Source organism: Phaeobacter sp. CC-HEC084, assembly GCF_059429255.1.
Genome location: NZ_JCAIJQ010000002.1, coordinates 567027 through 581638 on the forward strand (window position 1 = coordinate 567027; position 14612 = coordinate 581638).

The 14612-nt window shown below is 60.5% G+C and carries 12 protein-coding genes and 1 tRNA gene; 4 read left to right on the forward strand and 9 right to left on the reverse strand.

The window, feature by feature from the left end; translation table 11 throughout:
* Positions 1-239 precede the first annotated feature (239 nt).
* Entirely contained in the window at positions 240-3110 is a 2871-nt protein-coding gene (locus AC5SSZ_RS03100) for a calcium-binding protein (protein ID WP_495436864.1), read from the forward strand.
* A gap of 251 nt (positions 3111-3361) precedes the next feature.
* Here the strand turns inward: AC5SSZ_RS03100 and AC5SSZ_RS03105 are convergent.
* From AC5SSZ_RS03105 to AC5SSZ_RS03125, 5 genes are all read right to left on the reverse strand, one after another.
* Positions 3362-3436: transfer RNA gene (locus AC5SSZ_RS03105), tRNA-Glu, on the reverse strand.
* 98 nt (positions 3437-3534) lie between these two features.
* On the reverse strand, positions 3535-5280 hold the full coding sequence (gene recJ / locus AC5SSZ_RS03110) for a single-stranded-DNA-specific exonuclease RecJ (protein WP_495436866.1): 1746 nt from the start codon (positions 5278-5280) through the stop codon (positions 3535-3537).
* A gap of 106 nt (positions 5281-5386) precedes the next feature.
* Complete coding sequence (glpX, locus tag AC5SSZ_RS03115) at positions 5387-6370, reverse strand: class II fructose-bisphosphatase (RefSeq protein WP_495436868.1); 984 nt, start codon at positions 6368-6370, stop codon at positions 5387-5389.
* Between the two features lie 155 nt (positions 6371-6525).
* Complete coding sequence (locus AC5SSZ_RS03120) at positions 6526-7812, reverse strand: homoserine dehydrogenase (protein WP_065270927.1); 1287 nt, start codon at positions 7810-7812, stop codon at positions 6526-6528.
* A 135-nt stretch (positions 7813-7947) separates the two neighbouring features.
* Entirely contained in the window at positions 7948-8214 is a 267-nt protein-coding gene (locus tag AC5SSZ_RS03125) for a hypothetical protein (protein ID WP_495436870.1), read from the reverse strand.
* Positions 8215-8344: 130 nt separating this feature from the next.
* Between AC5SSZ_RS03125 and AC5SSZ_RS03130 the strand changes: the two genes are divergently transcribed.
* Positions 8345-8932, forward strand: a complete 588-nt coding sequence (locus tag AC5SSZ_RS03130; RefSeq protein ID WP_495436872.1) for a TetR/AcrR family transcriptional regulator — start codon at positions 8345-8347, stop codon at positions 8930-8932.
* Between the two features lie 53 nt (positions 8933-8985).
* Here AC5SSZ_RS03130 and AC5SSZ_RS03135 read toward each other — a convergent pair whose 3' ends face one another.
* A complete protein-coding gene (locus tag AC5SSZ_RS03135) occupies positions 8986-9897 on the reverse strand; it encodes a pirin family protein (protein ID WP_065270924.1) in 912 nt (303 codons plus the stop codon).
* Positions 9898-10091: 194 nt separating this feature from the next.
* On the opposite strand from AC5SSZ_RS03135, the gene AC5SSZ_RS03140 reads away from it, so the two are divergent.
* Positions 10092-10583, forward strand: coding sequence for a hypothetical protein (locus AC5SSZ_RS03140; protein ID WP_065270923.1), 492 nt, complete (start codon positions 10092-10094; stop codon positions 10581-10583).
* A gap of 69 nt (positions 10584-10652) precedes the next feature.
* On the opposite strand, the gene AC5SSZ_RS03145 is transcribed toward AC5SSZ_RS03140, so the two are convergent.
* Genes AC5SSZ_RS03145 through AC5SSZ_RS03155 form a run of 3 tightly spaced genes read right to left on the reverse strand, consistent with a single transcriptional unit; the run spans position 10653 to position 13441 of the window.
* Positions 10653-11249 (reverse strand): TadE/TadG family type IV pilus assembly protein, encoded by a 597-nt coding sequence (locus AC5SSZ_RS03145; RefSeq protein ID WP_274832402.1) that lies wholly within the window; start codon positions 11247-11249, stop codon positions 10653-10655.
* A gap of 3 nt (positions 11250-11252) precedes the next feature.
* Positions 11253-11777, reverse strand: coding sequence for a TadE/TadG family type IV pilus assembly protein (locus AC5SSZ_RS03150; RefSeq protein ID WP_237028419.1), 525 nt, complete (start codon positions 11775-11777; stop codon positions 11253-11255).
* Positions 11778-11785: 8 nt separating this feature from the next.
* A complete protein-coding gene (locus tag AC5SSZ_RS03155; RefSeq protein ID WP_495436875.1) occupies positions 11786-13441 on the reverse strand; it encodes a TadE/TadG family type IV pilus assembly protein in 1656 nt (551 codons plus the stop codon).
* A gap of 339 nt (positions 13442-13780) precedes the next feature.
* On the opposite strand from AC5SSZ_RS03155, the gene AC5SSZ_RS03160 reads away from it, so the two are divergent.
* A protein-coding gene (locus AC5SSZ_RS03160; RefSeq protein WP_495436877.1) for an IS5 family transposase occupies positions 13781-14538 on the forward strand; the annotation gives its coding sequence in 2 pieces (ribosomal slippage) (positions 13781-14099 and positions 14099-14538; 759 coding nt in all).
* The last annotated feature ends 74 nt before the right edge of the window (positions 14539-14612 follow it).

Genomic DNA, 14612 nt, shown 5'->3' on the forward strand with positions numbered 1-14612 from the left:
GCCTCGTCCTCAGTCTTTTTTGCGTCTTTTGATCAAGATCAAAAGACTTTTGATCTGCGGTTTGTAAACATCAAGACATCCGCATGTGAAGGCGCGCGAACACATGATGCCGAGCCGGTCTTTTGCGGGCGGAAGATTTTGAAACTTTGAAGCGTATTGCCGGGGGACCCATCATGGCAGATCAAGTGCTCAACCAAACACCCACGTATACAGTGACACACACCTTCAGCACAAATGATGTGACTGGTACCTTCGGTGGGCTGACACAGGGCGATGTCCAAGACGGCGATCCTGCCGTTGTGGATTTTTCCGCCGAACCGGTGATCACCAAAGAGGGCGTCGCGCTGTATCCGGTAAACAGCGAATTTGGCTATAACGTCATTGATTTTGACCAAGCGATTGAAAAAGACTTTTTCGACGATCCGGAATACGAAGAAGGCTTCGTTGGCGATCTGTCCGGTGAGGGCGGAGAGCATCTGGGGCTGGTGGTTTCGAACGCCCCCACCGATGTTTTTCAGACCCCGGCAGTTCACGGCACCTGGCTGGCTGGCCTTGGTGGCAACACGGTCAAAGCCTCGACCGAACACTATGTGGTGATGCAGCAGGTGCTGTCGGATCAGCGTTTCCCCGGTGATCCGGATGCAGAGTACCAGCTGGACGATAATCTGTGGATTGTTGGCGGCGAATACGACGGTCAATATGTGGCGGACGTGCTGCCTCAGGTCGGCGATGTAAACGGCGACGGTGTTCTGGATCTGAAGGATGTGCTGGAGCCCAATGAAGCCACCATTCAGGAAAACATCGCGGTCGGTAACGACTATTCGGTGACGCTGAAGGATGACGGCAAGCTGCTTTATCGTTGGGGCAATACTATCAAGAAGCCGAACGATGTGCGCATCGAGGCCGAGTTGCCTTTGCCGGACGAATGGTCGACCCCGGATGCCGACAATGATGATCTGATCCCGCTGTTCCAGATCACCCAGGCCGAGCTGGTCACCCGTCACACGATCACCAACAACCCGAACGACCAGATCCGCCCCGAGGATTTCGAGAACGAATCCGCCATTGGCCAGCTGCCCACCTATGAAATCCTTGAGGATGGCAAATGGGTTACCACCGATGACTACTATGGCGGTGATGGCACCCTGTATCCGGCAGGCACCGTTCTGAAAGATCCGGCGCTGGCTGCGGCGGCGCAAGGCTCGACCCTGGATCAGATCGGCGCCATGTCGGAAGATCTGGAAGAGGGCTATACCAACGCCTGGTACACCACCATGGATCGCGAGCCTTTTGAGGCGGTGCTGAATGAAGATGGCACCGAGTACATCGTCGGGCCGCGCTGGCGCTTGCAGCCGGATAAATACGGTCAGGATCTGCCCAGCGTCGTCATTCCGACCGACCCGAGCTTGGAGCCGCCGACCACCAACGATCAGGTGAAATACGAAGTCGGCGAAGACACCCAGACCGTGATCAACCTTCTGGACTGGGAATTCCCCGTATCGCCGCTGGCGATCAGTGCTGGCTGGCAGAACAACGCGGGTTCGGTGTCGATCAACGGTCTCAACATGACCAACAATTTCGACGTGGCCTTCTACGTCAAAGGCGACATTAAGCCTGCAACGCTTTATGACACCCAGCTGGTCATGAGCTATGAAGAAGTCACCATCAACGGCAAGGGTGTAGGTGTTTCCGGTTCCGCCGGGGACGACACTCTGGTCGGCCAGGGCGGCAACACCATGACCGGCGATGACGGCGATGACCTGTTCGTTCTTTCCTATGGTGTCACCAACGACTATTCGAAGATCGTCAGCAGCACTGTCACCGACTTCCAGCAGGGAGAGGATGTTCTGGGACTGATCGATCTCAGCGTCACCGACGTCAACTTCAAGGATGTGGTATCGCAAAGCGTCGAAGGTGACGGTTTGCACGTCAGCCTCGGCGATTACGAGATCGCAACGCTGAGCGGCGTCACCTCCGAGCTGGAATTGGAAGATTTCCTGCTGATCAACCGCAGCAGCGATACAGCCGTGACCGGAACGAACGATGATGATTACATTGTTGGCGATGATTTCGATAACGTTCTGGTCGGTTTGGCTGGTGACGACACAATCTTGGGTCTTGGTGGTGATGATGAACTCATCGGCAACCGTGGCGCGGATTCGCTTGACGGCGGTGCAGGTGACGATCTGTTTGACAGTGGCACTGGTGCGGATGTTCTGATCGGCGGCACTGGCACGGATACGGCAACCTATGCGACTTCAATCAGAGGTGTGACCGTCAATCTTGAGAACGGAACTGGTGTGGGCGGTAAGGCGGATGGTGACACCCTGACCGGAATCGAAAACGTTATCGGGTCCAATGCTGCGGATACGCTGATCGGTTCAGACGACGAGGGCAATACTCTGAACGGCCGCAGCGGAGACGACCTGCTTGAAGGCGGCGGCGGCTGGGACCTGCTGATCGGCGGTGACGGCGCAGATACGCTGGACGGCGGTAACGGCACTGACCGCGCTTACTATGTGGACTCTGCCGAAGCTGTAACTGTGGATCTCGAGGCGGGAACCGGTATCGGTGGTGAAGCGGAAGGTGATGTTCTGATGAACGTCGAAGCCGTGACCGGCTCGCTGTTCGATGACCGGCTGATCGGGGACGCGGAGGATAACAATCTGATTGGCCGACTGGGTTCGGATGTGCTGATCGGCAACGATGGTGCCGATGATCTGGTAGGTCGTCTGGGTGAGGATACTCTGCGGGGCGGTGCTGGAAGCGACACCCTCGACGGTGGCCGGGCGAACGATCGTCTTGGCGGTGGCGCAGGGGACGATTTGCTGAAAGGCGGCGGCGGAGACGACGTTCTGCACGGTGGTCTGGGTGCCGATACCATCTACGGTGAGGCCGGTGATGACACCTTCCTGTTCAACCGGGGCAGCGATGTGCTTGACGGTGGTTTGGGCGATGACCGGGCTGAGTTCGATGGGGTCGAAGCTGACTTTACCGTTGTGGACAACGGCTCTGGCTCCTGGGAAGTTACCGATAACGCCACTGGCCATGTCGATACGCTGACCAGCATCGAGACCCTGGTCTTTGACGATGTGCTGATCCTGGCGTGAGCCTGAACAGATAGAGATTGGAAGCGGCCGTGGACCTTTGGGTCTGCGGCCGCTTCTCTTTTCGGAGTGCCTGAATTGGCCACCGGGGCCGACATCCTCACGGCGCAGAGATCGTCAGGGGCTGAAGGGGCCCTGCCTTGGCTTTGTGAAAGGCATTACTACGCACATGCGGATCTGAACGCAGTTGGGCGCAAATCAGTGAATGCCACGACAAACTAGGCGGTAAATTTTGCTATTCAGGAAGGGAAAAGTGGCAGCCCGTAGGGGAATCGAACCCCTCTTTCCAGGTTGAAAACCTGGCGTCCTAACCGATAGACGAACGGGCCACTCTGTGTGTGAGCGGTGTTTAGATATTCCCGTCAGTTGCCGCAAGCGAAAAAACGGGGTTTCAGCGAAAATATTTCCCTGTCGGAAAAAGCGCCCTTCAGGACGCTGGCGCGGCGTCCTCCAGGCGCAATTGCGGGCTTTGACGGCCGCCCCAGGTGTTGATCTCCAGCCGTCCGGCAAAGTGGAATCGGGCGCCGCCATGATCCAGCAGCCGGGGGCCAAGGTCGGTGTCGAAGGCGCCGAAACAAATGGCGTCAATGCCGCTGCTCAGCCCGTCGCTCAGCGACAGTTTCAGATGCGATTCGCCTACCCGTTTGGCAAAACGGACCTCAAGATCGGGAAAGGCATAGCGCGGGGCAGGGGCACCGGCGCCAAAGGGGCCGGCCTGCTCGATCTGCTCGATCAGGTTGATCGAGGCAGCACCGGGCATCAGCATGCCGTCGAGTTTCACATCGGCAGGGCCAAGGTCCCCGGCGCCTTGTTTCGCCAGCAGATCGCCCAGCCGTGCCATGGCCTCTTCCAGTTTGTCGCGCGCGACGGTCAGACCGGCGGCCATCTTGTGCCCGCCGCCCTTGATCAGCTGGCCTTCGCTGGCTAGCCGCTGGATGGCGGCGCCCAGATCGATGCCGCTGACCGACCGGCCCGACCCCTTGCCCTCGTCTCCGTCCAGACCGATGACCACCGCCGGACGGCCTGCGGCTTCTTTCAGGCGCGAGGCGACGATGCCGACAACACCCGGGTGCCAGCCTTCGCCTGCGGCCCAGACCAGCGGTGCGTCCAGCCCGCGCGCCTCCGCCTGCTCAAGTGCGGCGGCTCGTACGGCGTTCTCGATGTCGCGGCGTTCGGTATTGAGCTGGTCAAGGCGTTCGGCCAGCGCTGCGGCCTCGTGCGGGTTGTCGCTGGCCAGAAGACGCGCGCCCAGATCCGCCTTGCCGATGCGCCCGCCGGCATTGACCCGCGGTCCCAGCAGAAAGCCCAGGTGATAGGTGGAGGGCGCCGAATCCATGCGGCTGACATCGGCCAGCGCCACCAGGCCCACGCGTTTGCGCGCGGCCATGACCTTGAGCCCCTGACGCACCAGCGCCCGGTTGGCACCGATCAGCGGCGCCACATCCGCGACGGTGGCAAGTGCCACAAGATCCAGAAGGGCCATCAGGTCCGGCCCGGTGCCAAGCCCCTTTTCCCGGGCCTGCCGTCGCACCTCGACCAGCATCAGAAACACCACGCCTGCAGCGCAGAAATAGCCCAGATCCCCGTCTTCATCCTGCCGGTTCGGGTTCACCACCGCCACGCAGTCGGGCAGGGTTTCGCCGCCTAGGTGGTGGTCCAGCACGATCACATCGGCGCCCTTGGCCGCTGCGATCGGTCCATGGGACAGCGTGCCACAATCGACGCAGACGATCAGATTGTGATCGCGCGCCAAGGCGGACATGGCGGCGTCGTTGGGGCCGTAACCCTCGTCGATACGGTCAGGGATATAGAGTGTTGCATCCTGCCCCATGGCCCGCAGCCAGACCAAGAGAAGCGCCGCAGAGCTGCCACCGTCGACATCGTAATCGGCAAAGATGGCGATGCGCTGGCGTTGCTCGACCGCCTCCAGGAACCGGGCGGCGGCTGTTTCCATGTCCTTCATGCGCCGGGGATCGGGCAGTAGATCCTTCAACGCGGGGGTCAGAAAACCGGTTGCCTCATGGGCGGGAACGCCGCGCCGGGCGAGGACCTGACAGACGGCGGCGGGCAGGCCTGTTTGCTGAGCCATGGCCTCGGCTGCGCGTTCCAGATCGATGCCCGGCCCCAGCCAGCGCCGTCCGGTGAGTGACTGTTCAACCCCTAGAAAGCTCACGCATCTCTCCCATGCAGGAAGGCCGGGCCCTGCGGACCCGGCCCTTTGAAAGTTTAATCCGACCGAGCCGTCGCGCCGCTGCGCTCGGGCCTGACAGTTGGCTGGATCAGCCCTGTGCCTCAACCGGGGTGCGGTAGGACATGCGGCGGACCGAACCGGTTTTCGACCGCATCAGCAGGGTGGTGGTTTCCAGCCAGCCCGGCTCGCGCTTGATGCGCGGCAGCAGCGAGCCGCCGGTAACGCCTGTGGCGGCAAAGATCACATCCTGGGTGACCATCTCGTCACGGGTGTAGACGCGGTCCAGGTCGGTGATGCCAGCTTTGGCGGCGCGACCCTTTTCGTCATCGTTGCGGAACAGCAGGCGACCAAAGATCTGACCACCCATGCATTTCAGCGCCGCAGCGGCCAGAACACCCTCGGGGGCGCCGCCTTGGCCCATGTACATATCGATGCCGGTCACTTCGGATTCGGCGCAATGCATGACACCGGCCACGTCACCATCGGTGATCAGGCGGATCGAGGCGCCGGTTTCGCGCACTTCGGCGATCATCGCTTCGTGGCGGGGGCGCTCCAGAATGCAGACGGTGATGTCCGACGGCGCGCAGCCTTTGGCCTTGGCCAGCGCCTCGACCCGTTCACGCGGCGACATATCCAGCGAAACGACGCCTTCGGGGTAGCCCGGGCCGACGGCCAGCTTGTCCATGTAGGTGTCGGGCGCGTGCAGCATCGAGCCGCGCGGACCCATGGCGATCACGGTCAGTGCGTTGGGCATGTCCTTGGCGGTCAGGGTGGTGCCTTCAAGCGGGTCCAAGGCAATGTCCACGCCAGGACCATCGCCGGTGCCGACCTCTTCGCCGATGAACAGCATCGGAGCCTCGTCCCGTTCCCCTTCGCCGATAACGACGACGCCTGCGATGTCCAGGAGGTTCAGCTGTTCACGCATGGCGTTCACGGCGGCCTGGTCGGCAGCTTTTTCGTCGCCGCGCCCGATCAGCGAGGCAGAGGCCAGTGCGGCCTGTTCGGCGACCCGGGCCAGGCCCAGAGACAGCATGCGGTCGTGAAAGGGGGCGTCAGAGCTGGTCGAGGTCATACTCAATAATCCTGTGTCAATCCGTATGGGTTGCTTGTCGATACCCCGCGCAGGGCGCTGCGGGCAAGGGATGATCGCGCGGATTGCACCAGTTCCGTGGCCATTCCGCGCGGTATTTCATGGTTCTGCCTTCTGGATGAGGGCAGGGCGTCGCCTCAGAGTTCTTCGATACGCAGGGCCACAGGCGCGCCATCGACGACGCCAGTGGCTGCCAGACCGGCAAGGGCATCGTCCAACATGGCGCTGGTGCATTTGTGGGTCACGATCAGAACCGGGGCGATTGTTTCGGAATGGCCGTACTGGCGCATCCGGTCGATAGATACGCCAGCATCGCCAAGCGCCGCGGCAACCTTGGCCAGAGCACCGGGTTTGTCCTGAAGCGCCATGCGCAGATAATAGGGCGCGGGCAGGCCGGACATGGCCGAGGGTGCCTCCTGCAGGGTGGCGGCAGGCTGACCAAAGGTAGCAATGCGCAGACCCCGCGCGATATCGCAGATATCGCCGAGCACGGCGCTGGCGGTCGGACCTTCGCCGGCACCGGGGCCGCGCAGTACGATCTGATCGACGGCATCGCCTTCGATCACCACCATGTTGGTGCCACCTTCCAGCTGTCCCAGCGGCGAATTCGCGGGCACCAGGCAGGGGGCCATGCGCTGTTCCAGCCCGCGGGCAGAGGTCTGCGCGACGCCCAGAAGCTTGATCCTAAAGCCCATGTCGGCGGCGTGGCGGATGTCTTCGATTGCGATCCGCTGGATGCCTTCCAGTTGCACATCGTCAAAGGCCGGTTTGGTGCCAAAGGCAATCGCGGCCAGCAGGGCGAGTTTATGTCCGGCGTCGATGCCACCCACGTCCAGCGTCGGGTCAGCTTCGAGATAGCCCAGATCGTCGGCTTCCTTGAAGACCGTTTCATAGGGCAAGCCAGAATGCTCCATGCGGGTCAGGATGTAGTTGCAGGTACCGTTCATCACGCCCATGACGCGGGTGATTTCGTTGCCGGCAAGGCCCTCGGTCAGGGATTTGATCACCGGGATACCGCCTGCGACGGCGGCTTCGAAACGGATCACGCGGCCTGCGGCCTCGGCCTGTTCGGCCAGAGCCTGACCGTGGATCGCCAGCAGCGCCTTGTTTGCGGTGACAACGTCCTTGCCAGCGGCCAGTGCCGCCTCGGTCGCCTCTTTGGCAGCGCCTTCGTGGCCGCCCATCAGTTCGACAAAAACGTCGATATCGTCGCGTTTTGCCAACGCCACGGGATCGGTTTCCCAGGCATAGGAGGACAGCGAAACGCCGCGATCCTTGGTCGCGTCACGGGCTGATACAGCGGTGATCACAACAGGGCGGCCTGTGCGCGCCTCCAGCAGTTCGGCCTGGCGGCGGATGATTCTTACCACGCCGACGCCGACCGTGCCCAAACCTGCAATCCCAAGGCGAAGCGGCTCTGTCATAGCTGGAGATCCTTTGTCACATAATCTTTGCCCCGCCTTAGCGGGTTCGGCGCAGCGGCGCAACGGCGCCGGACCGAGTGGCGCCGGAAAGCGGTCTCAGAAAATGGAAAGGGTGGCGTCAGAGGCGCAAATGGCTCAGTTCTGGGCTTTCCTGAGCTCTTCTGCCCGGGCCTGCAGGCGCGCGGTGCGGGCCGCCATCTCCTGCTCCAGATCGCTGCTTTGCTCTTCGGGGACCTGCAGAGGGGCAACCATCTGGTCTACGGGCAGGAGCGGCGGATAACTGGCCGAGCGCATGTCCGGCGACAGTCTGTCCTCGATTTCCGGCACCCGGGTACAGGCCGCAACCGCGATGGCTGCAGACAGCAGGCCGAGAAGGGAGATATGGGTAAGGCGCAGAGGCATCATCGGTTCACGGAGAGTTGAAGCATCAGGCGGGTCCTTCTCGCTTACGCGCGCCTCCTTGATGCACAATTGCAGACAAGGGCACAAGCGGGGCTTTTATCTGAACAAATGTTCAGTTAGCTTTGAACGCATGGCACGTACTCAAGGCTCACACTCCGATATCACCGGCCCGCGCATTCAGGCGGCGGCGCTGCGGCTGTTTGCACAGCATGGCTACGCTGCCGTGTCGATGCGCCAGATCGCGGCAGAGGTCGGGGTGCAGGCCGGGGCGCTATATAACTATACGCCGGACAAGCAAAGCCTGCTGTTCAGCCTGATGCAGCGCCACATGAGTGAGTTGATGGAGGCTTGGCAGGCGGATCCAGCGGTGGAGGACGCGCTGGGGGAGTTGGAACGTTTCGTGCGCTTTCACATTCGCTTCCATATGGAGCGGCCAGACGCGGTCTTCATCGCCTACATGGAGCTGCGCAACCTGTCAGATCAGAACTTCGCCGTCATCGAAACCATGCGCCGCAACTATGAGGACGCGCTAGAGGCGGTGCTGAAGCAAGGCGTGGAGGAGGGTGTGTTCCGGATCCCTGACACCAAGATCGCAACGCTGGCGGTGATCGCGATGCTAAATGGTGTCATGACCTGGTATCGCACCGGCGGCCGCCTGTCGTTGCAGGAGGTCGAGACGATCTACTGGGACATGGTGCGCAAGGCCGTCGCGGCCTGATCCGCCGGTTTGGCCTGCCCCCGGATGGATCGGAGGCAGGGTAGGGGCCGGGCTTAGTGCGCCGGTTTGATGAAGGTGCCGTTGTTCAGATCGCGGAAGGCCTGACGCAGCTCGGCCTGGGTATTCATCACGATCGGGCCATGCCAGGCCACCGGCTCTTCGATCGGCGCGCCTGAAATCAGCAGGAAGCGCAGACCTTCGGGACCGGCCTGAACGGTGATCTCTTCGCCAGTGCCAAAACGCACCAGCGTGCGGTCGCCAGACATGTCGCGAATGTGCAGTTCTTCGCCTGCGACTTCTTTTTCCAGCAGAACACCCTGTGGGCGGGATGCATCCACAAAGGCGCCTTGACCTTCGAAGATATAGGCAAAGGCGCGGCGGTAGGTGTCGATCTTGAAGGTCTTCTTGACCCCGGCAGGCACAAAGATATCGAGATACTGCGGGTCTGCGGCGATGCCATCCACCGGGCCGGTCTTGCCCCAGAACTCTCCCACGATGACTTTGACGCGGGTGCCGTCATCGTCGATGATCTCGGGGATCTCCTTGCCTTCGACATCCTGATAGCGCGGATCGGTCATCTTTTGGCTGGAGGGCAGGTTGCCCCACAATTGGAAGCCGTGCATCTGGCCGTTGATGTTTCCCTTGGGCATCTCCTGGTGCAGGATGCCGGATCCCGCGGTCATCCATTGCACGTCACCGGCGCCCAGCGTGCCGGTGTTGCCCAGCGAGTCGCCGTGCTCCACGGTGCCGGAGAGCACATAAGTGATGGTCTCGATACCGCGGTGGGGGTGCCAGGGAAAGCCGCGCATATAGTCCTGCGGGTGTTCGTTGCGGAAGTCATCGAACAGCAGGAACGGATCCAGTTCGCTGGGGTCATGAAATCCAAAGGCCCTGTGCAGCTTTACACCGGCGCCTTCCATGGTCGGCATGGCGTTGCGGGTCTCGACAATCGGTCTGATGGACATTTGGAGTCTCCTGGCCTTTTCGCTTTGATGTACAGATAGAGGGGTTTGGGCTGCCCGCAAATCACGATGGTGGGAGAGGCACTGTGCGCAAATGCGCAATACCGGCCCGCCGAGGGTCGCATTGCATCGCAGGGCTGTTCGCCTGCGCCATTTCAGGCTATGCCGCGCTAGAGCACAGTGCAGGAGACAGGCGCATGAATGACGAGGTGGTGGCAAAGATCGAGGCATCCGGTCCCCGGCGTGTCATGGGAGTAGGGATGCTGGCTTCGGTGGGGATTATCCTGATCTACGTGGCCTTTTCCACGCCGCCCTCGGCAGCATGGTTGGTGTTTCTTCTGGTGGTTGGCTGCGCCGCCCTGTGGCTGGCGGTGCGCATGTGGCAGGCGACGGCCTATCGGATCGAGCTCACTGAAGAGGTGTTGCGCTGCACGGACGGGACCGAGATTGCACGGGTTGCGGATATCGAAACCATCGATCGCGGTTTCTTTGCCTTCAAGCCTTCGAACGGGTTTCTGATGCGCCGGAAAACCCCGGGTTCCCGCGCCTGGATGCCAGGCCTCTGGTGGCGCATGGGGCGCCGGATCGGAATTGGTGGGGTGACGCCGGGCTCGCAAAGCAAGGCTATGTCGGAAATCCTGGCGGCCATGATCGCCCGGCGCGATATGGGTGCTGACCTCGAAGGTTGAGCGCGCTGACACAGAGCGCGCGTTCTCTTCTGTTGTTATCTGATTAAACCGTTCCGGCCAGAGGCGGGTTCAGAGGCCCATCGAATTGTCGTTATGGCTGTTGCCGTTGGCCTTGTCTTCGACAAAGACGACCTGCGGCGCAAAACGCGGGCGGGTGAAGACGAAATTGTTGATGTCCATCGTCGGAATGCCGATGCGGAAGGCCGGTTCCACTGTGTTGTTGGTTTCCACCAGGATCACGCGCTCCTGATCGGGCATCGACGGCAGATCGTCCTTAACCAGATGGATGGTGGCATCGGTCCATTCCTCGTAGCCACCACCGCGCACTTTGGACCAGTCCACGTAATAGCTTTGGTCTGCTTCATCCCAGCGCACGACAGATACCCGCATTCCAAGCGAGCTGTCACCGCGGATCAGCAGCCCGGCCATGGCGTACATACTGTCCAGATAGGTGTCGTTGATATAATTGGTCTCGCGCGAGATCAGGTCTGAGATCGTGTAGGCCGCCTTCAGGTTCATGCTTTCCTGCCGGAAGGCATCAAAGAAGGTGTAAAAGGCCGCAAAGGTTCCCAGAAGAAGCGGCGCATAAAGCGCGAATTCAACCGAGACCGAGCCTTCGCTGTCGCGACAGAAGGATTTCAGGCGGTGACGCAGGGCTTTGAACATGGCTTACCTCGGTTCCTGAACGAAGGCTGACGCGGCAAAAAGGCTGACACGGCCGTCCGCATCCTTGCCCAGATCTCCGCCCAGCCCCCAATCGGAGAAAATCGGACGGAATTTCATGCAGGCGCGGATCAGCATCAGCTCGTTTGACTGCCCGTTTGTGAATGTGCGCACTGGCTGCACGTCTTCGATGCGGCTGACACAGTCGGGTTCGGGGTTGATGCCGGTCCAGTTAAAGGGATCCTGGCTGACCATCTCCAGACGCAGGGAGGTGGCACAATTCTCGATGAAACCTGACAGGTCGCATACACGGTCGCGGATTGCGTCATGTTGCGCCGGTTCGCCCGTTGAAAGGCGCAGCTCGCGTACCGTCTGATCCAGTGCCCGCTCCAGCTGCGACTGGCGGATATTGACCAGACCCAGCTCAACGGTGGACATCAGGATCATCAGGAAGGCCGGGATGATGATGGCGAATTCCAGCGTGGCGCTGCCGTCGTCCTGACGGCGGAAACGCGTAAGGGCGGTATGCATGTGGCGGATCATTGGGTCAGCCTCAGCTGGCGGATGGAGGTGGCGATCGAGGCAAAGGCCTCGGAGATTTCCAGCCCGTCCACATCAAAGAAATGTGCGGGCGAGCTGGCGCAGTCTTCCAGCACGCGAGTCCCGTTGCGCGGTGCTTCGAAGCCAACGGTGTAGATCATCACGCCCTTGTCCCGGGTGCGGTCGCAGATATTCTTGGTGTGCTGGTCTTTGGCTACGCGATTGTGGAAATACGTTCCGGCATTGTACCAGTCTGCCCAGGCGCTGGAACTGAACTCGTAGTTGTAGCGCGCGTTCCATGCGAGCGAGGCCCGCGCGAAAAGCTCATGGTACTTCAGCTGCACGGCTGTACCGGGCTCCGCCTCATCTCTGCAGTTGTAGGGATTGCCGTAGTAGTAATCGCATACAGTGTGGGTGCCATTGCCGTAGGGATGGTCGTACCAGTCGTTCTTGTGCGGCCAGTAGTAATTTTTCGTGCCATTGGAGTGGTAGACGGAGTAGCGCCCAGTTTCAGCGTTGTACCAGACATCTGACATGGTGCTGCGGCGCGAAGGGTTCATCATGTATTGGTTGGTGTTCTCGCCATCGGACATCAGAATGATGATCTTCAGCGTGTCGCCGTTGTTGTACTCGGTCGGGCGGTTCAAAAACTGCGCTTCGATCTCGCCATCGTCAATCAGTGCGTTGACCACCGGCCGCGCGGTCGGATCGAGCAGGGCAGAGCCCCATTTCATACCGATATCGATCGAGGTATTGCCCCAGGCTGTCAGCCCGTCGATGTAGTTGTGCAGGGTGGTCGGATCGTTGGTGAAGGGCAGGATGGCCGATCCGTCACGTGTCGGGCAGACCGGGCGGGCGATCATGTTCTCAGAATAGGTGAACGGGTCGAAATGCGCTGTGCGCTCCAACCGCTCGGCCGGGTCCAGCGTTGTCTTGGCGTATTGATCGTAGACGAAGTTCACGCAGTGCGAGTAGTTCCATTCGCTCGCCGGAAGGTCATCGAAGCCTGCGTTGTACTTGCTCAGAAGCGCTTCGCCCGCGTTGACTTGGGTGGCATAGGGAATGATCGAGATCGACAGGTTGTCGGTGTTGGTGTTCTGGGTGATCTGATCGATGAAACTATGCGCGGCGGACTTGAGGTTGATCAGCCGCCGGTTCGAGTTCATCGAGCCGGAGATATCCAGCACCATGGAAATCTCTACGCTGCCGATGGTCTCTTCGGCGCGCGAATTGGCGTACATCGGCATGTCGCCGCCGCCAGAGAACTTCAGCAGGTGGGCGTTGAAGGTCGTGTTGATCGTGCTTTCGACACTCTTGTAGCCGAGCCCCTGAGAGACCTCAGGCGGTTGATAGTATTCTTCCATTCCGGCTTTGCTCAGGTAATCCTGCACCACCACTTCGGGGGCCAGTGGCTGGTCCAGATCGGCAGCCGCCAGCACCGCGCGGTCAAGCGTGTACTGCAGAACCGTCCGGTCGCGCTCCATCCGCATCAGGTCGATGCCGATGCCGCCAACGGCCAGCATGGCCAGAAAGAAGAAAATGGTCGGCGCGGCCATGGCACCGCTGTCATCCCGTGCAAAGGCGCGCATCCGGGCCATCTGCCGGGTCAGGACGTCCTTACTGATATCTTTTGCGGCTCTGCGACGCACACTCATATTACACATCCCCTATGCCCGTTCTGTTTCGGACGACGGTCTTCGGATTTTGGTGGCTGGCGTTTATGATTGCTTGGGGAAGATGGCGGAAATGGGGCACGACAGGGGTAAAACCTTAACAATTGTTACCATCCGCTTAATCAATGCTAGGTGAGGGGCGGTAGATTGTTTCGGTTTGGGAAAAAGTGCCGGTTAGACCAAAGAGCGAATCGCTGACCAAAAGTTGCGAAGATGATTCTTTTGGATGGGAATGGTCAAAAAGGTCGCATGCCTTAGGGTCAGGATGCATTGATTTTCCTGTAGAGGTCTGATTCACGGCTCCCAAAACGGAGCGGTGATATGAGCGATCTTTACTGGCTGAGCGATGCGCAGATGGCGAAGTTGGAGCCTTTCTTTCCCAAATCCCACGGCAAGCCGCGTGTTGACGATAGGCGCGTGTTGAGTGGCATTATATTCATCAATCGCAATGGGTTACGGTGGCGGGATGCCCCAGCGGCCTATGGACCTCACAAGACCCTTTACAGCCGTTGGAAGCGGTGGAGCGAGAAAGGCATCTTTGCTCGGATGCTCCTGGAACTGGCTGATCAGGGCAGCAAGACCGACACGCTGATGATCGACGCAACCCATCTCAAGACGCACCGCACGGCCTCCAGCCTAGGGCTGAAAAAGGGGGGCGTGGCCGCCTGATCGGACGCACGAAGGGCGGGATGAACTCGAAACTGCATGCCGTCACCGACGCGGCAGGCCGCCCGCTGCGGATGTTTCTGACGGCGGGCCAGCGGAGCGATTACATCGGCGCGCGGGCGCTTCTGGATGCTCTGCCGCCCGCCAAACATCTGCTGGCAGATCGTGGCTATGATGCCGATTGGTATCGTGAAGCCCTTGAAGACAAAGGGATAACTCCCTGCATCCCATCGCGAAAGAACCGCAAGGTCCCGATCCCCCACGATGAGGCCCGCTACCGCAAACGCCACAAGATCGAGAACAGCTTCGCGCGGCTCAAGGATTGGCGAAGGGTCGCGACCCGCTACGACAGATGCCCGAAGGTCTTCCTGTCCGCATGTGCCTTGGCCGCTGTGGTCATGTTCTGGTTATGAATCCTGACCCTAAACATCCGTGCATAGAGTTGCCTTAAGTTTCATCACGAGTCGCGCAATAAAGCACGGAGAAG